At 72.6% G+C, this 17,611-nt stretch carries 12 protein-coding genes; 11 read left to right on the forward strand and 1 reads right to left on the reverse strand.

What is annotated here, in order from left to right; all coding sequences use genetic code 11:
• The first annotated feature begins 3 nt into the window (after positions 1-3).
• From BLU81_RS39655 to BLU81_RS39670, 4 genes are all read left to right on the forward strand, one after another.
• Positions 4-2,271 carry a [protein-PII] uridylyltransferase gene (locus BLU81_RS39655; RefSeq protein ID WP_092553460.1) on the forward strand — a complete coding sequence of 756 codons (2,268 nt, stop codon included), beginning with the start codon at positions 4-6 and terminating at the stop codon, positions 2,269-2,271.
• Positions 2,272-2,336: 65 nt separating this feature from the next.
• A complete protein-coding gene (locus BLU81_RS39660; RefSeq protein ID WP_092553463.1) occupies positions 2,337-4,808 on the forward strand; it encodes a glycosyltransferase in 2,472 nt (823 codons plus the stop codon).
• Positions 4,809-4,818: 10 nt separating this feature from the next.
• The gene (locus BLU81_RS39665; RefSeq protein WP_092553466.1) at positions 4,819-5,853 is read left to right on the forward strand and encodes an O-methyltransferase; all 1,035 of its coding nucleotides are present in this window, start codon (positions 4,819-4,821) and stop codon (positions 5,851-5,853) included.
• Positions 5,853-7,832 carry an acyltransferase family protein gene (locus tag BLU81_RS39670; protein WP_092553469.1) on the forward strand — a complete coding sequence of 660 codons (1,980 nt, stop codon included), beginning with the start codon at positions 5,853-5,855 and terminating at the stop codon, positions 7,830-7,832. Before BLU81_RS39665 ends, BLU81_RS39670 begins: the two co-directional genes overlap by 1 nt.
• Positions 7,833-8,010: 178 nt before the next feature.
• On the opposite strand, the gene BLU81_RS39675 is transcribed toward BLU81_RS39670, so the two are convergent.
• Positions 8,011-10,461: a glycosyltransferase family A protein gene (locus BLU81_RS39675; RefSeq protein ID WP_092553473.1), complete on the reverse strand. Its 2,451-nt coding sequence runs from the start codon at positions 10,459-10,461 to the stop codon at positions 8,011-8,013.
• A gap of 82 nt (positions 10,462-10,543) precedes the next feature.
• Here BLU81_RS39675 and BLU81_RS39680 point away from each other — a divergent pair, with 82 nt between their 5' ends.
• The 7 genes from BLU81_RS39680 (at position 10,544) to BLU81_RS39710 (ending at position 17,592) form a co-directional block, all read left to right on the forward strand.
• Complete coding sequence (locus BLU81_RS39680; protein ID WP_092558296.1) at positions 10,544-12,724, forward strand: glycosyltransferase; 2,181 nt, start codon at positions 10,544-10,546, stop codon at positions 12,722-12,724.
• The gene (locus BLU81_RS39685; protein WP_092553476.1) at positions 12,724-13,341 is read left to right on the forward strand and encodes a hypothetical protein; all 618 of its coding nucleotides are present in this window, start codon (positions 12,724-12,726) and stop codon (positions 13,339-13,341) included. The genes BLU81_RS39680 and BLU81_RS39685 overlap by 1 nt, the downstream gene beginning before the upstream one ends.
• 26 nt (positions 13,342-13,367) lie before the next feature.
• Complete coding sequence (locus BLU81_RS39690; protein WP_157751983.1) at positions 13,368-14,897, forward strand: hypothetical protein; 1,530 nt, start codon at positions 13,368-13,370, stop codon at positions 14,895-14,897.
• The gene (locus BLU81_RS39695; RefSeq protein ID WP_092553482.1) at positions 14,894-15,850 is read left to right on the forward strand and encodes a glycosyltransferase family 2 protein; all 957 of its coding nucleotides are present in this window, start codon (positions 14,894-14,896) and stop codon (positions 15,848-15,850) included. Before BLU81_RS39690 ends, BLU81_RS39695 begins: the two co-directional genes overlap by 4 nt.
• Entirely contained in the window at positions 15,837-16,220 is a 384-nt protein-coding gene (locus BLU81_RS39700) for a GtrA family protein (protein WP_092553485.1), read from the forward strand. Before BLU81_RS39695 ends, BLU81_RS39700 begins: the two co-directional genes overlap by 14 nt.
• Entirely contained in the window at positions 16,205-16,867 is a 663-nt protein-coding gene (locus BLU81_RS39705) for a helix-turn-helix transcriptional regulator (RefSeq protein ID WP_092553488.1), read from the forward strand. Before BLU81_RS39700 ends, BLU81_RS39705 begins: the two co-directional genes overlap by 16 nt.
• Positions 16,868-16,995: 128 nt before the next feature.
• Positions 16,996-17,592 (forward strand): GNAT family N-acetyltransferase, encoded by a 597-nt coding sequence (locus BLU81_RS39710; protein ID WP_231953730.1) that lies wholly within the window; start codon positions 16,996-16,998, stop codon positions 17,590-17,592.
• Positions 17,593-17,611: the final 19 nt, after the last annotated feature.

A 17,611-nucleotide genomic window follows, 5' to 3' on the forward strand; every position in this document is an offset into this window, starting at 1 on the left:
CCGATGACGAACCCGTTGAGTGAGCCGCCGGCCCCGCCCGCACGTCCGGCAGCGGGCGGCTCACTCGGCGAACTGAAGGACCACATCGGTTCCGCCGCCCGCGACGAGCGGGCGGCGGCGCTCGATGTCTGGCTGAAAGCCCTCTTCCCGTCCCACCTGCCCGGCGTCAGCCTGATCGCGGTCGGTGGGCTCGGCCGGCGCGACTGCGCCCCCTACAGCGACCTCGACCTGGTGCTTCTGCACAACGGCACTGCCGGGATCGACCGGATCGCCTCCGCACTCTGGTACCCGATCTGGGACGCCCGCCTCGGGCTGGACCACTCGGTGCGTACCATCCCCGAAGCCCTGTCCGTCGCCCACGACGACGTGAAGGTCTCCCTGGGCCTGCTCGACGCCCGGCACGTCGCCGGTGACGCCGTACTCTCCGCCGAGCTGATCGCCGCGGTCGCCGACCAGTGGCGCCGGACCGCGGTCCGCTCGATGCCCCAGCTTCGCGAGATCACCACCAGCCGGTGGACCAGCCACGGCGAACTCGCCTTCCTGCTCGAAGGCGACCTCAAGGAAGCCTGCGGCGGCCTGCGCGACACCACCCTGCTGCGCGGCATCGGCCGGGCCGGCATCGCCGACACCATGCGCCCCGCGGTCCGCGCCGCCACCCTGCGCCTGCTCGACACCCGCGACGCCCTGCACCTGGCCGTCGGCCGCCGGGTGGACCGGCTGGTCGCCCAGGAGCGCAAGGCCGTCGCCGACCTGCTCGACATCGAGGACCCGGACACCCTGCTGCGCCGGGTGTCCGGAGACGCCCGGACGATCGCGCACGCCGTGGACGACGCCTGGCGGGCCGTCGACCGGCTGCGCAGTCGCCGCCGCGCCGGACCGGGCACCCCGTCCAGCCGCCGCCCGGTCGCCCGCGACGTCGTCGAACAGGACGGCGAACTGGTTCTTGCCCGGACCGCGATCGGCCCGGTCCCGGACCCCAGCCTGTCCCTGCGGGTGGCCGCCGCGGCCGCCATCGTCCGGCTGCCGATCGCCCGCGCCACCAGCGAATGGCTCGCCTCGTTCTGCCCGCCGCTGCCCACCCCGTGGCCGTCCGCCGCCCGGGCCGCGCTGGTCTCGCTGCTCGGCTCCGGCGCGGGCCTGCTGCCCACCTGGGAGACCTGCGACCGGTACGGGCTGATCGACGCGTGGCTCCCCGAGTGGGCCCGGATGCGCAGCCTTCCGCAGCACCACCCGATCCACCGCTACACCCTCGACCGCCACCTGGTGCAGGCCGCCTACGAGGCCACCTCCTACACCCGAGAGGTGGACCGGCCCGACCTGCTGCTGATCGGCGCCTTCCTGCACGACGTCGGCAAGGGCCTGCCCGGCGACCACAGCATCGTCGGCGCCCCGATCGCGGCCGCCATCGCCGCCCGGATCGGCCTGCCACCCGCCGACGTGGACACCGTGGAGAAGATGGTCCGGCTGCACCTGCTGCTGCCGGACGTGGCGACCCGCCGCGACCTGAGCGACCCGAAGACCATCACCGCCGTCGCCGACGCGGTCGGTGACACCCAGACCCTGCACCTGCTACACGCTCTGGCCCGCGCCGACTCGCACGCCACCGGCCCGGCCGCCTGGTCGGACTGGAAAGGCCGGCTGATGGCCGAACTGGTCGACCGGGTGCACACCCGGCTCGACACCGGCGCACTGCCGGAACCGCCCGAACCCGACCCGGAACTGCTCGACGGCGCGCTGCCGGCGGTGCACCTGGACGGCGACCGGGTGGCGGTGGCCGCCGCCGACCGGCGGGGACTGCTCGCCGGAGTGGCGGCCTGCCTGGCGATGCACCGGCTCGACGTGGTCGCCGCGAACACGATCACCGTGGACGAGCGGGCGATCGTCGAGTTCTACACCCAGCCACGCTACGGATCCCCGTACGATCCGGTCGCTCTCGCCGCCGACCTGCGCCGAGTAGGCGCCGGGGACGTCTCGGTGACTCAGCGGGTCCGCGCCCGCGCGATGAGCGCCCGCGGCGGGACCGCCTCGCCCCGGGTGGTCTGGCAGCGGGACATCGCCACCGACGCGGTCGTCCTCGAATTGCGTGCCGCCGACTCACCCGGCCTGCTCTACCGGGTCACCCACGCGCTCGACGAAGCCGGCGCGGAGATCCGGGCGGCCCGCATCTCCACTCTCGGCAGTGACGTGGTGGACGTGTTCTACCTGGTCGGCGCCTGGGCCTCGGAAGACGAGCGAGAGCGGGTACGGGCGGCGGTCCTGGCCGCCGTTTAGCGTCACTGTTGCGCCCGTCCCAGCGTTGATCCGAAAGGACATTGCCGGGTACGGACGGAGAGTTGATGGCTGAGGCTCAGCCGGTCGGATTGCTGGACGACCATGTCACCCTCGCCGGTGCCGGGGCGGAGGTGTCGCTGCCGAACACGGCGATGCGCACCCGCTCGGTGGCGGCCCGCCGGGTGCTGGCCCGCGCGGCCGGGATCGGCCTGGACGAGGTGCTGGTGGCCGCCCGCCGGGGTGACACCCGCCGCATTCGCCGGCCGGTGAAACCGGCCCTGCTGGCCGGGCTGGCGCAGACCATCGCGCTGCAGGAGGAACTACCGGAGGACCGGGCCGACGCGCTGGCGCTCTACGCGCTGATCCGAACCGGACGGGGCGCCGGTTCGCTGCCGCCCGCCCACCAGGCCCTGCACGTGCAGCTCGTCTACGCCTGGCAGGGGCCGGCCAACGCCCGCCAGTTGCTCGGTGCCTACCGGAACATCCCGGATCCGGCCCGGCGGACGCTGGAGATCGATCTGGCCAACCCGCACGCCGGTGGACTGGTGGCGGAGGAGGCCTGGCTGGCCCGGTTCGCCGAGCTCTTCCCGGAACCGGCACCGGTGCTGCTGGCCGCCCCCGAACGGGTGCCCTTCGACCGGCTCGCCGGGTCCCCCGGGCGGCCCGCCGAGACAGCCGGTGAACGGGTCTCGGTGGTCGTCACCGCGTACCGCCCGGGGGAGGGCCTGCTCACCGCGGTCCGCTCGATCGCCGCCCAGTCCTGGCCCGACCTGGAGATCATCCTGGTCGACGACGCCTCACCCGGCGAATTCGACGTGATCCTGGCCGCCGCCGCGGATCTGGACCCCCGGGTCCGGCTGATCCGGCTGGCCGAGAACGGCGGCACCTACGCGGCCCGCAACGCCGGGGTGGCTGCGGCCCGCGGCGACTTCGTCACGTTCCAGGACTCCGACGACTGGTCCCACCCGCGCCGGATCGAACTGCAGATGGCCCCGATGCTCACCGACCGGGCCCTGCTCGCCACCACCTCGGAGGGGATCAGCGTCTCGGACCAGCTGGTGATGACCCGGCCGGGCATCCGCCGGGGCCGGGTCAACGTCTCGTCGCTGCTGTTCCGCAAAGCCCCGGTGCTGCGCCGGATCGGCGGCTTCGACCAGGTGCGCAAGGCCGCCGACTCCGAGTACCTGGAACGGATCCAAGCGGCCTTCGGCCCGGGTTCGGTACGCCGGATCGCCACGCCCCTGGCCCTGATCCGGCTCTCCGAGGGGTCGCTGTCCCGGGCCGAGATCCGCGCCTACTGGATGCATCCGGCCCGGACCGCGTACATGTCGGCGTACCGCTGCTGGCACACCTCGGCCCGCCCGCCGCACCTGCCGGCCGGCCGGGACCGCCCGTTCACGGCCCCGGCCCACCTCAGCGGATCCGCCGGCCCGCGCCGCTACGACGTGGTGGTGGCCGCCGACTGGCGGTTCCTGACCGGCACCCAGCGTTCGGCGCTCGCCGAGATCCGGGCGCTGCGCGAGGCCGGGCTGTCGGTGGCGATCCTGCACCTGGAGGCGCTGCGGTCGATCCACAGACAGCGCCGCTCGCTCAGCGCCGACGTGCAACGACTGATCAACACCGGACAGTTGGACCAGGTGCTGGAGACCGACGACGTCGACACCCAGGTCCTGCTGGTCCGCCAGCCCGAAGTGCTCCAGTTCGCCCCTGAGGACGGCTGCCGGATCCGGCCCCGGCGGCTGCTGCTGGTCGCCGACCGGGCCCCGGCCCGCCGCGACGGCAGCGACCGCCGCTACACGGTGGAAGCGGTCGCCGAGGCGGCCCGGCGGCTGTTCGCGGCCGACCCGCTCTGGTGCCCGGCCGACCCCGGCGTGCGCCCGCTGCTGACCGGCGCCGACCTCACCGGCTTCGACCTGCCGCCGGTCGCCGAACCGCAGGACGTGGCCCGGCCGCTGCCCGCCCGGCGCGGCCCGGCGGTGGTCGGCACCGACCTGTGCGACGCCGGAGTCTGGCCCGGCGACCTGGACTCGGCACTGACCGTGCTGCGCCGGTGCCGGACCACCGACGTGCGCCTGCGGCTACCGGAGAGCCCACTGCGGCCGGCCGGTCTGCCCGCCTCCTGGCTGGTCTACGAGCCCGCCGACCTGGACTCCCGGACCTTCGCCGCCCAACTCGACTTCTACCTGCACTTCCCCCCGGAACACCTGGCCGAGCTGACGTCCCGGCCAGCCCTGGAGGCGGCCGCCACCGGCTGTGTCGTCCTCGTTCCGGAACACCTCGCCGAAGCCTTCGGCGAGACCGCCCTGCCCTGCGCGCCCGAGGACGCGCCGGCCCTGATCGAACGGCTCCGGACGGATCCCGTCCGGTACGCCGCACTGAGCGCCCTGGCCCGCGACGCGGTGGCCCGCGACCACCAGCCGGCCCGGTTCGCCGACCGGATCGCCGGGGTTGTGCGGGACGGAGTTCCGGCGCCCGCCCAACGCGGGCGTAACGGGCCCGCTCCCCGTCCCGTTACCCCGGAGGAAGTGCACCGATGAGGAGTCCCGCATGAGCAAGATGAGCCGAGTCCGCCGCCGTCTGCCGCGCCTGACCGGCCGGCAGGCCGCGGTACTGACGGTCACCGGTGTCCTGTGCACCGGCACGGCGGCCGCCGCCCTCCTCGGGCACCCCAGGATCGCCACCACCCTGCTCGCCCTGCTCGGCGGGGTCATCGTGGCCGGCGTCCTGTTGCTGTTCCGGCGCCTCGCCACCGTGCAGCGGGCCGGCGTGAGCGCCCAGCGCGACCTGCGGACCACCGTCGAGGAGATGCAGCGCCGTCTGGTCGCCGCGGTGGAACGGGAACGTCTCACCGCCGGTGACCGGCACCTGGAACTGGCCGAGGCGATCGCCCGGGTCAAGCAGGTCACCGATCGCAAGGCCGCGTCGTCGCAGCTGCTCGCCCTGCCGCGCGAGTTCGAGGCGACCGTGCAGCTCTTCCAGAGTTTCACCCCGCGGGCGCCGATGCCGTCGTCCGGCGACTTCGCGCTCAACCCGACCGACCTGCTGGAACTACTGCACCTGATCCGGACCCGCAAGCCGCGCCTGGTGCTGGAACTGGGCAGTGGAACCTCGTCGGTGTGGATCGCCTACGTGCTGGAACAGACCGGTGGCCGGCTGATCTCGCTGGACCACGACGCGGGTTACGCCGGCCGGACCCGGACGGCGCTAGCCGTCCACGGCCTGGACACGATCGCGGAGGTACGCGACGCCGCGCTCACCCCGGTCGGCATCGACGGGCGCGACTACCCGTGGTACGACCCGGAGGCCCTGGCCGACCTGCACGACATCGACTTCGTGCTGATCGACGGCCCGCCCGCCTCGACCGGGGCGGACGCCCGCTACCCGGCGCTGCACATGATCGAGAAGCGACTCGCGGACCGGGCCACCATCGTCTTCGACGACGCCGGGCGCCCCGACGAGCAGGCCGCCATGGCCGCTTGGACGGAACGGTTCGACGGGCTGACCCGCGAGGGCGAACTGCTCGGCCGGCACGCGGTGCTGGCGTTCGCCCGGCCGCCGGCACTGGCCGCCGCGTTCGCCTGATGACCGCCACGCTGACCCGGCGCCACACCGATCCAGCGCCGGGCGGCTCCCGGCACGCGTACCGGGGTGACATCGAGGGACTGCGTGCCGTCGCGGTGCTGCTCGTGGTCCTCGCCCACGTGGGAGTGCCGGGGGTGGCGGGCGGGTTCCTCGGGGTCGACGTCTTCTTCGTGGTCTCCGGCTTCCTGATCACCGGGCTGCTCCGGCGGGAGATCGCCACCACTGGGCGGCTCGGCCTGGCCCGGTTCTATGCGCGCCGGGTGGTCCGGCTGCTGCCGGTCGCCACCCTGGTGATCGTGGCGACGCTGGCCGGTGCCTGGTTCTGGGCGCCGCCGGTGCGGTTCGCGACGTTCGCGGCGGATGCTCTGGCCGCGGCCACCTGGACGATGAACCTGCGCCTCGACACGGCCGGCACCGATTACTTCGGAGACCCGGCGCCGTCACCGTTCCAGCACTTCTGGTCGCTCGCCGTGGAAGAGCAGTTCTACCTGCTCTGGCCCCTGCTGCTACTGGCCCGGAGCCGGGTGCTGCTGGTCGCCGTCACGATCGCCTCGTTCGCCTGGTCACTGCATGACATGTCCTACTTCGCGTCGCCGGGGCGGGCCTGGGAGTTGGGCGCCGGCGCGCTGATCTCGCTGGTGACGTGCCGGCGGCGGCCGTGGCTCGGCTGGGCCGGACTGGCGGCTGTCGTCACCGCCGCCCTCGTCTACGACGAGACGACGAGGTGGCCCGGTGTCGCGGCGCTCGTGCCGGTGCTCGGCACGGTCGCGATCATCGCCGCGGGTGGCAACCGGCTCCTGGAGACCGGGCCGATGCGCTGGCTCGGCCGGATGTCCTACGGCTGGTACCTGTGGCACTGGCCGCTGCTCGTGCTGGCCGCCCCGGAGAGCCTGCCCGACCGGGCCGGGGCCGCCGCCCTGGCGCTGGGGCTGGCCGTTCTCAGTCATCACCTGCTGGAGAACCCGGTACGGCGGCACCGTTGGTGGACCGTACGACCGCGCCGTGCTCTCGGTCTTGGTCTGTGTCTGGTCACCGTCACCGCGGTCCTCGCCGCTGCCGGCATGCTGCACCCGCCCGCGATCCCGGCCCGCGGCAGCGCCCCCGACACCGGCCGGGCCGTCGCGACCGCCGGCAACCCGGCCGCCCGGCTGCACCGGCTGCTCGTCGACGCGAACATCGCCACCGACCTGCCCCGCAACCTCACCCCCAGCTTCGACGGCGCGCTCCGGCAGCGACTCGCCCCGCAGCGCGACGGCTGCCACGTCGGCCTCACCGGCCCGTTCCGGCCCCGGAGCGACTGCTCCTACACCACCGGCCGCCGCACGGTCGTCCTCTTCGGTGACTCGCACGCCCTTCAGTGGTTCCCCACTCTGGACGCACTCGCCCGCAAGAACGGCTGGCGCCTCTACAACTTCACCCGCAGCTCGTGCAGCCCCGCCGGAATCGCCGTCGACGAACGCCGGGCCCGGAGCCGCTACCTGGAATGCGACAGGTGGCGGGCCGACGTGCTGGCCCGGATCGCCCGGCTGCGGCCGGCCCTGCTGGTCGTCTCGTCAAGCGTCAACTACCGGCAGGTGCTGACCGGTGCCCCCGCCGACCCGGACGCCGTCTGGCAGACCGGCTGGGTCCGCACGCTGGCCGTGCTGAAACGCGCCGCCGGTCAGGTGGTGCTGCTCGGCGACACCCCGTTCCTCAAGGTGGCTCCCGCCGACTGCCTCAGCAGCAACGCCACCAACGTGTCCGGCTGCGCCGACCCGCGGGCCGAGGTACTTCCCGAACCCCGCTGGCGGGAGATCCAGCGCGCCACGGCCGTCGCCGCGGGCGTCCCGGTCATCGACCCGGTGCCGTGGCTGTGCGCCGACCGATGCCCCCTCGTCGTCGGCGACACCATGGTCTACCGGGACAGCAATCACTTGACCGAGGCGTATGCCCGGCTGGTCGCCCCGGTCATGGAGCAGAACCTGGCGGCTTGGTTCTAGAGGTCGGATCGGGTTTAGGGTGCGAGCCCCCGCCAGAGGGGTGATGGCGGGGGCTCGCGTCGCGGTGCGGGGGCACAGCGACGAACCGGGCTCCCCTTACCTTTCGGCCGTCCCGCCGCCGACTCGAATGCCCACCGGTTGTCTTCCCGTCACCCTTCGGTTGCCGCGACCCGGAGGACTAGGTCAGCGTGACGATCTCGCCGGAGGGGAGGGCCAGCATGATCTCGCCGGTGATCACCTCGTCGCTGGAGGTGGGGGTGGGTTTCAGGAGGGCGGCCACCGCGTCGGCGTAGTGCCGGTGCTGATGGTGGTCCTCCAGGAAACGCAGGCCCCGCTCGGACTGGGTCAGCAGGACCGCCGCGCCGCGGTGCAGGCTCTCCACGGTGGCGGCGACGTCGGCCGGGTCGGCGTAGAGGGCGGCGGCGCCGAAGACCGGGGCGTGGCCGTGCGGGAGGACCGGGATGCAGCCGGCCGCCATCGCGGTCAGGATCTCCGGGCAGGTGGCGGTCGCCGGGTCGTCGGACGGCAGGTACAGGTAGAAGTCGAGCTGGTGCAGGAAGCCCCGGGTGTCGACGTCGGACGGGCGGTAGACGAGCCAGCCGTCCGGTGCGGGCCGGGCGGGCGGGGTGCGGGCCAGGACGCGGACGTCCACGCCGGTGCCGCCCAGTGTCTCGGTGAGGCGCTGCCAGTCGGCCGGGTCGCCGGTGTGGACGCGGCCGATCACGGGCCGGTCGGCGCGGGGGCCGGAACGGTGCAGGCGCCAGCGGCGCAGGTTGACGGTGCCGGGGACGTCAACGGTGGTGACCCTGGTCAGCACAGCGGACAGGGTTGCCCGGCCGGCCGGATCGGTGGGCGCCCAGTGTGGTTCGACGCTGAAGAGGCGGCGGGCCTCGGCGGCGCAGTGGGCGGCGGCCGGGAGCCACGCCGGATCGGCTTCGATCACCACTTTGGCGGCCCGGACGGCGGACGGGGTGCCGGGGGCGAACCCGAGGACGGCCGGGTCGTGGACCAGGACCAGCCGGGCGTGCACGTCGTCGGCGAGGACCACCTGGTCGACGATCCCGGTGTTGATCATCTGTTGGAGCGCGGGGTCCAGCCCCGGTGGCTTACCGGCGACGCCGCCCAGGGTGTCCAGGTGCAGGACGGCGACGGTGCGGCCGGGTTCGACCAGGGCGAGGACCCGTTCGGCGACCGGCCAGGCGGTGTCGCCGTGGGAGTGCCAGTCACCGGCGAGGATCACGTCGTAGCTGGAGCGGCGCAGTCCGGCGTCCCCGGCCAGGCCACGGGGTGCGGCGAAGGCCCGCATCCGGGGCAGGCGCGGGCGCACGGCCGGTTCGAGGCCGTCGGCGATCCGCCGGTGCCAGGCCTGGAAGGCGGACAGGTACGCGTGCCGGGCCGGGCTCATCCAGCCGGGCCCGATCTCGGCGCCGGACAGTGAACCGGCGCTGAGCCGGATCAGGGCGAGCGGGTCCCCGCCGAGGTGCCGCACGGCGGGGCGGCCGAAGACGGCTCGGGCCCGTTCCACGTACTCGGCGTCGGCGCCCTTGCGGACCGGATCCAGATAGCCGAGCCGGTCGAGGGCGGTCTCCCGGCGGATCATCAGGGACGAGAGGTTGTACGACCGGAACTCGGTGAAGCCGGGCCGGGTGATCACCAGGTCCTCGGTGACCCGGATGGCCGCCGACGTGGTCGCGATCAGGGCCGGGTCGTCGATCAGCGGGGCGACCTGCCGTTGCAGGCGCAGCGGGTGGGACCAGTCGTCGGAGTCCTGGAAGGTGACGAACTCACCGCTGGCGATGTCGAGCCCGGCGTTGCGGGCCCGGTAGGTGCCGCTGTTCGCCGGGATGCGGATGATCCGCACTCGCGGGTCGAGGTCGGCGGCCTGGGCCAGCACCGTCTCGTACCCGGTGCCGGAACCGTCGTCGACGACCAGGATCTCGTGGTTGGTCCAGCTCTGCGCGACCAGGGAGCGGACTGCGGTGATCAGTTCCGGTCCGGGCCGGTATGTGGTGACGATCGTGCTGATCCGGTGCGCCGAACCGTGCCGGGTCACCGGCCGGGAGCCGATCCGGTCGAAGCCGGTGGCCGCCTCGGCATCGAAACGGAGCCCGGGTTCCGGGAGCAGGGCACTGAACCGGTCCACCCAGTCCTCCTGAGTGGCCAGGTCGACACCGAGCGCAGTCCGGATCGGGGCTGGCACGTCCGGGTAGTCGGCGATCAGCCGGGCGGCCCGGACCAGGTCACCGGCGGCGAACGCGATCTGCGTGTGCAGCCCCTGATGTTCGGGGGCGACCCCGGCCGGGCCGAAGGTGCGCAACAGCGAGTCGAACAGGACCAGGCCCTCGGCCCGGTCGCCGGGGTGCAGATCCTGGAGGCAGATCACCCGGGCGAGTTCACCGAGCGCCCACGGGTCGGAGTCCGGGAACAGGCGGCCCTCGCGGGCGGCGGCGACCAGCTCGTCGGCCGGCCGGCGGGCCGCCGCCCAGGCCAGCAGCGCCCGGGTGGACGCCGAGCGGGTGTGCAGGGCCGCGGTGGCCGGGCCGCTGGGCGCCACGGCGGTCAGGTTCCGCCAGTGACGTTCCAGCAGCTCCGTGCCGTACGCGTCCGGTGTGCTGTGCTGCCTGCGCAAGGAACCCCCTCAACTGTCGTCCGGATCAACGCGCCGGGGGTGGGGTGCGTGACGCGGGGGGTTCGCGGTTCGTTGAGTGACCATGACCGCGACCGTGCACGACGTGGCGATCCTCTCGGACTTCCGCTATCCGGGTGGCACCTCCGCCAGCATCGCCGCGGAGGTCCGCGCGCAGGCCCGGGCCGGCCTCACGACCGTGCTCGTGCACGTGAGGTCACCGCATCTGAAGGCGAAACGCGCGTTCCATCCGCTGATCACCGAGCTGATCCGGGACGGTTCGGCGACTCTGGCGCCCGAGGGCGAGGAGGTGACCGCCCGGTTGCTGGTGGTCCGTCAGCCGCGGATCTTCACCGAGGACCCGGCCGTACCGCCGCGGGTCCGGTTCGGTCGTGCCGTGCTGGTGCTGAACCAGGCACCGGGCGATGCCGGGGATCCGGCCCGCTACTACGCGTTCGCCGAGGTACGGGAACGGGTCGAGGACCTGTTCGGCGCCGGGATCGAGTGGGCGCCGATCAGTCCGCAGGTGCGGGCCGAGGTGTTGCGCGCGGATCCGGAGGCGAGGCTCACCGCGGTCGACTGGCACGAGATCATCGACGGTGCCGAGTGGTGGCGGGCGCCCGCGTCCCGGACGAGCGACGTCCCGGTGATCGGGCGGCACGGGCGGCCGGACCCGGTGAAGTGGCCGCGGACCAAGCAGGAGCTGCTGCGGGCCTACCCGGACTCGCCGGACGTGCGGGTGCGTGTCCTCGGTGGCGGGGACCTGGCCGTGGAACGTCTCGGCCGGCAGCCGGCGAACTGGGAGATCCTCGAGTTCGGCACGGTCGAACCGGTCGAGTTCCTGCACGGCCTCGACTTCTTCGTCTATTTCCACGACCCGGACCTGATCGAGGCGTTCGGCCGGACGATCATGGAAGCGCTGGCCGCCGGAGTACCGGTGATCGTCGGCGAGCACTTCCGGCCGCTCTTCGGCGACGCCGCGCTCTACACCACCCCGGAGGGTGTGCTCCCGCTGGTCCGTGAGCTGTGGGCGGATCGCGAGCGGTACCGGCAGATCGTCCTGCACGGGCGGGAGTTCATCGAGTCGCGATACGGCTACCCGTCCCACCTGGCCCGGCTCGCCGACCGCGGGATCCGCCCGGGTGCCCCGCGACCGCCGGCTCTGTCCGCACCGCCGCCCACGCCGCCCCGCCCGGTGCTGCTGGTCAGTGACAACGGCGTCGGCCTCGGTCACCTGTCCCGGTTGATGGCGATCGGCCGGCGGCTGCCCGGGGACACCCCGGTGGTGGTGGCCACCCAGTCGCACGGCGCGATGGTCGCCCACCGGGAGGGTTTCCTCACCGAGTACATCCCGTCCCGCAGCGTCCTGGGCCTGCCCCGGCAGTCCTGGTCGGAACTGCTGCGCAGCCGTCTGGAGCACCTGATCGACCTGCACCGGCCGGTGGTGGTGGCGGTGGACAGCGTCCCGCACGACGGCATCGTGGCGGCCACCAGGGCACGCCCGGACGTGACCTGGGTGTGGGTGCGCCGGCCGATGTGGCGGCGAGACACCGGAGCCGAGTGGATCGAGCGCCGGTCCGCTTTCGATCACGTCCTGGAGCCGGGGGAGTTCGCCGAGCCGGCCGACGAGGGCGCGACCGTCGCCGATCGGGACGGGGTGCGCCTGGTCGGCCCGATCACCTATCTGGACCCGGCCGATCTGGTGGAGCCGGAACAGGCCCGGGCCGCCCTGGAGCTGGCTCCCGGCCGTCCGGCGGCCCTGCTGCAGCTCGGCGCCGGGAACATCAACGACATCGCCTCGCCGATCGCCCGGATCGCCCGGCACCTGCGGACCGCCGGGTTCCAGGTGGTGCTGGCCGAGTCGGCGATCGCCACCGAGCCGATGGCGCAACCGGCCGGCACGCACCTGGTCCGGGTCTACCCGATCAGCCGCTACCTGCGCGGTTTCGACCTGGTGGTGAGCGCGGCGGGTTACAACTCGTTCCACGAGCTGATCGCTTTCGGGATCCCGGCCGTCTTCGTGCCTAACCGGGAGACGGCCCTGGACGATCAGGTCTGCCGGGCCCGGTTCGCGGCGGCCGCCGGTGCGGCGCTGATCGTCGAGGACCCGGACGGCGAGGACCTGGACCGGGTGCTGTCCCGGGCGGTACGACAGGACGTCCGGGACGCCCTGAGCCGCCGCTGCGCGGAGGTGGCCCGCCGCAACGGGGCCGGGGACGCCGCGGACTGGCTGGCCGATCTCACTCTGGAGAAGGCGGGAAGCTGATGCCCGACGAGGACGACATGCAGTCGCTGGTGGTCCGGCTGCGCACCATCGAACAGGAGCGGGACGCCTGGCGGGCCCGCTGTGACGGGCTGACCGGGGAACGCGACGAGGAGCGGGCGACAGCCCGGCGGCTGCGGGGCAGTGGCTCGTACCGGCTGGGGCGTGGCCTGGTGACGCTGGCCCGGGATCCGATGTGGCTGATGCGCCGGGCCCGCCGGGCGGTGCCGCCGCGAAGGGCGACCGTGAAACGCCCGCTGCCGGCCCGCCTCTACGTGGCGATCGGGCTGGATCTGCCGACGTTGCGGGAGTTCGTCCAGACGGTCCGCCGCCTGGTGCTGGTGGTGCCGGACCACCGGGCCGTGGTGCTGACCGACAATCCGGAGTTCTCGCTGCTGCGCAAGGCCGGGCTGATCCTGGAGTACCTGCCGGACCGGCAGACCTGGGAACGGCATCGCCCCGATCATCCGTGGGACGTGGTGCTGTCCGAGCGGTTGTCCCGGCTCTACACCGAACACGGCGCGACCCGGGTGAGCTTCGTCGACCCGGAGAAACCGCCGACACTGCCGCAGATGCTGGACACAACCCCGCCGGTACGGGAGTCGTTGCAGCAGTCATGACGGCCCAAACAGCGATATTTCCGGACTTGGTGGTGGAAACGGAGTCCGAAACTCCGCGACTGTGGGGTCACGTCGCCCGCCGGTGCGTCCTCGTCCCGCTCATCGTGCTGACCCCGCTGCTGGCCGTCGCACCCACCCGGGACCACCGGTTCAACGTCTACTGGCACGGCGGCATGTTCCGCGACGACCCGGCCGCCATCGTCTCGCACACCATCGCCAGCGGCGACGCCTACCTGCACCTGGGCAACTTCCGCCCACTCGGCCGGATGCTGGAGAAGAGCCTCGACCTGCTCGCCTTCACCGGCATGCAACAGCTCGGCCTGCCCGCCTCGGTCATGCTGCGGGCCGTCTCGATCCTCGCCGCGGTCGCGCTCACCTTCGCCACGGTCCTGCTCGCCGAGAGCCTGCTCAACCGGGGCCGGCTGCTCGGCTCCACCCCGTCCACGGTGGCGCTGCTGCTGCCGTACGCGGTCGGCGCCGGTTTTGTGGCCGCCGGCCAGGACAGCACCACCATCCTCTTCGGCGGACTCTACTTCGGCACCGCCGCTCTGGTCCTCGGTGTCGCCGCGATCGCCTGCCGCCTCGACCGGTTCCGCTGGTGGCACGGGGTGCTCGCGGTGACCGCCGGGGCGGCGCTGGCGGTCTTCAACGAACCGGCCTACTTCGCCGTCCCGATCACCACCGCGGCGGTGCTGCTGCGCGGCCGTTTCGTCCTCGGCCGGACCTCACGGGAACTGCTCGGCTCAGCCGGTCTCCGGTTCGCCGCCTTGCTCTGGATCGGCTTCCTGCCGGTCTTCGCCACGGTTCGCTGGCTGATCAGTGGTATCTGCGCCGGCGGCGGCTGCTACCAGGGTTCCGACCTGATCGTGGACGGCCGGACGATCCTGCTGCTGCCGGTCCGGATGACCGCCTGGCTGCCGCCGCTGCAGTGGCGGGCGGCCACCGCCTCAACGAGCGGGACCTGGCTGTGGGGGCTGGTGCCGGTGATCGTGCTGGTGCTGCTGACGGTGCTCGCCGTTCGTACCGGCAAGGCTCTGAGAAGCGCCCCGCGTCCGGCGAACCGGGACCTGACCGGCCTCGCCGCCCTCGCCGTCGTGATCGCCGCGGCCGGCGCTCTGCTGGCCGCCTTGAGCGTCGCTGTGCGCACCGCGATGAGCGGCCGGGAACTGTGGGAACAGGGCTGGCGCGATTCGGCGCTCACGGTACCCGGCGGGATGCTGCTGGCCGTCGCGCTGCTGCTGATGGCGGGCCGGCACGCACTGCTCGGGGTACTGGCCGCCGCGGTGCTCTGCGGCACGGTCTCGGCCACCGCGAACCGGGCCTTCGCCGACACCGCGGGCACGGTCCGGGCCGCCCAGCTGGACAACCGGATCGCGGCGGCGATGGGCTCGTTCGAACGCGGCCGTGCCGGAAACGCCCGCCGGTGCGCGCTGCTCGACGAGGCACTACGCGCCAACACCGGTAAACCGTTCCTGCAGCACCGCTACGCCGACTCACTGGACGTGGCGTCCCGGACCCTGGCCGAGGTGCCCTTCTGCGATCGGAGCGCCGGATGATCTCCGTGGTGGCACCGATCTACAACGAGGGGCCCGGCGTGGACCGGTTCGTGGCCCGGCTGTCCGAAGTGCTCGGCGAAGCCAAGATCGACTTCGAGCTGGTCCTCGTCGACGACGGCTCGGCCGACGACTCCTGGTCCCGGATCACCCAGCAGGCACTGATCGACCCGCGGGTCCGCGGCCTGCGGCTGTCCCGCAACTTCGGCAAGGAGGCCGCCCTGCTGGCCGGCCTCGAACACGCCAACGGCGACGCCGTAGTGGTGATCGACTCGGATCTGCAGCATCCGCCGTCCGCCATCCCGCCGATGGTGCGCCGCTGGCAGGAGGGCGCCCAGGTGGTCGAGGCGGTCAAACGCAACCGGGCCGGCCAGTCCCTCGGCAACCGGCTCTCCGCACGACTGTTCAACCGCACGTTCACCAGACTGACCCGGGTGGACCTGGTCGACGCGACCGACTTCCGGCTACTGGCCCGCCCCGCCGTGGACGCGTTGCGCCGCATGCCCGAACACTCGTCGTTCTTCCGCGGCACCAGCAGCTGGATCGGATTCACCCGCGCCACGGTCGAGGTGGAGATCGACCACCGCGAGGGCGGACCGTCCCGCTGGACCGCGCGCGGCCTGGCCCGGCTGGCCGTCAACGGGCTGACCTCGTTCACCTCCGCACCCCTGCACATGGTGACCCTGGCCGGCCTCGGATTCGCCGTGTTCTCCCTGTTCCTGGGAGTGCAGACACTGGTCCGCTGGATCGGCGGCGGCTCGGTGGCCGGCTTCACCACGGTCATCCTGCTACTGCTGGTGACCGGCACGTTCGTCCTGATCGGCCTGGGCGTGATCGGCGAATACCTGGCCCGCATCCACGAGGAGGTCCGCGGCCGCCCCCGCTACCTGATCCAGGAACGAGCCGGCGTCACCGTCCCGGACCGCTGGGTGGTCGAACAACGTGCCGAACGTTGACCAATTGCCCCGCCTGGCCCGCTACGGCGTCAGCGGGGCCCTGAGCGCATTGACACATTTCACCCTGGGGTTGACCGCCGCGACGATTCTCGGGTTCCCGCCGGTACCCGCCTCAACCACCGGTTTCGTAGCCAGCATCGCGGTCTCCTATCTGCTCCAGCGCACGTGGGTCTTCCACTCCGAAACCGGCCACACGGTGACCGCCCCCCGCTTCCTGACGGTGACAGCGGCAGCGTTCACACTGAACACGGTGGTCCTATGGGCCGGGGCCGAGCTGCTGGGCGCCCCGTTCGCCGTGGTCCAGATAGTCGCGATCCTGCTGATCCCCGGCTTGAACTACGCGATCAACTCCAGGTGGACCTTCGCCTGAAAACCCGCATTCGATACGCCTACACCGCCCGCGAATCCAGACCTCCCGCACCTACCACGCAAGGCCCGGCGTCCCTTTCGGTGGCGTCGATCCCGGTGTTGGCCCTGCTGCCGGACGTCATCCACATCCGCGCCAGCGCCGCCGACCCGGACCTCGCCGACACGGTCCGGCTGCTGGGCCGCGAGCTGGCCCGGCCCCGCGCCGCGACCGCGGTCCTGCTGGACCGCCTCGTCGACATCCTGCTCATCCAGGTCCTGCGCGCTTGGCTCGACTCCGGCACCAGCCCCGACATCTCCTGGTGGGGAGTCCTGCGCGATCCCCTGCTGTACCAGGCGGTCACCCGCATCCACGAGGACCCGGCCCGCGACTGGACCACCGCTTCTCTGGCCCGCGAGGCAGCCGTGTCCGCCAGCACCCTGAATCGGCGGTTCCTTGCGGCTACCGGCGAGACCCCGGGCGCCTACCTCACGCGATGGCGCATGACACTCGCGGCCAAACACCTGCGCGACACCGACGCGACGCTCGAAGCCGTCGCGGAGAAGGTCGGATACACCTCGGTGTACGCGTTCAGCCGCGCCTTCCGCCGCGAGCGGCACCTGCCGCCGGAACCGACAGGTTGTTGTCAGACGACGGTGCCGGCGGCCTAGTGCGGTGACCACATAGGTTCGCCTGGTCGATTGGGTGGCCGTCCTGCCGGTCATCAACATAGGTGTCTTCATCGTGTCCTGCCCGTCCAGGTCGAGCTGGTGAGATCGGGCAACATGCCGGGGTCTGAGTGCCGGAAATCCGCTTGCCCAGCTCTCCGCGCGACGCCGAAGATCGGCGCATGAACCACGTGGTAAGAGCCGTAACTGCGGAGGACTGGCAGCAGGTCAAGGAGCTGCGTCTGGAGGCACTGCGGGATCCGGTCGCGGAAATCGCCTTCCTGGACACGTATGACAACGCCGCCGCCCAGCTGGACGAGTTCTGGCAGGAGCGCGCGGCCGGCGCCCGCGGCGAAATGATCGCCCAGCAGTTCATCGCCGAGCGGATGGATGGCCGTTGGGACGGATCGGTGACGGTCTTGATCGAGCGGGCTGGACGCGGGGATGTCTTGGGCCGGCCGACCGACGTCGACCAGGCCCACTTGGTCGGTGTGTTCGTCCGCCGCGAGCAGCGCGGCACTGGCCTGGCCCGTGCCTTGTTCGATGCGGCGATCGCCTTCGCCCACGAGCTTGACGAGCCCAAGGTCTCCCGAGTCCGCCTCTACGTGCACCAGGACAATCAGCGGGCCGAGGCCTTCTACCGAAAGATCGGCTTCACTCGCAGCGGCCGTTCCATCCCGTTCCCGGGCGACGAGTCGTCCGTCGAGCACGAACTCGTCCTCGGTTGATCGTGTGACCGCCGGACCG

It is taken from the genome of Actinoplanes derwentensis, assembly GCF_900104725.1.
In the GTDB taxonomy this organism is placed as follows: Bacteria; Actinomycetota; Actinomycetes; order Mycobacteriales; family Micromonosporaceae; genus Actinoplanes; species Actinoplanes derwentensis.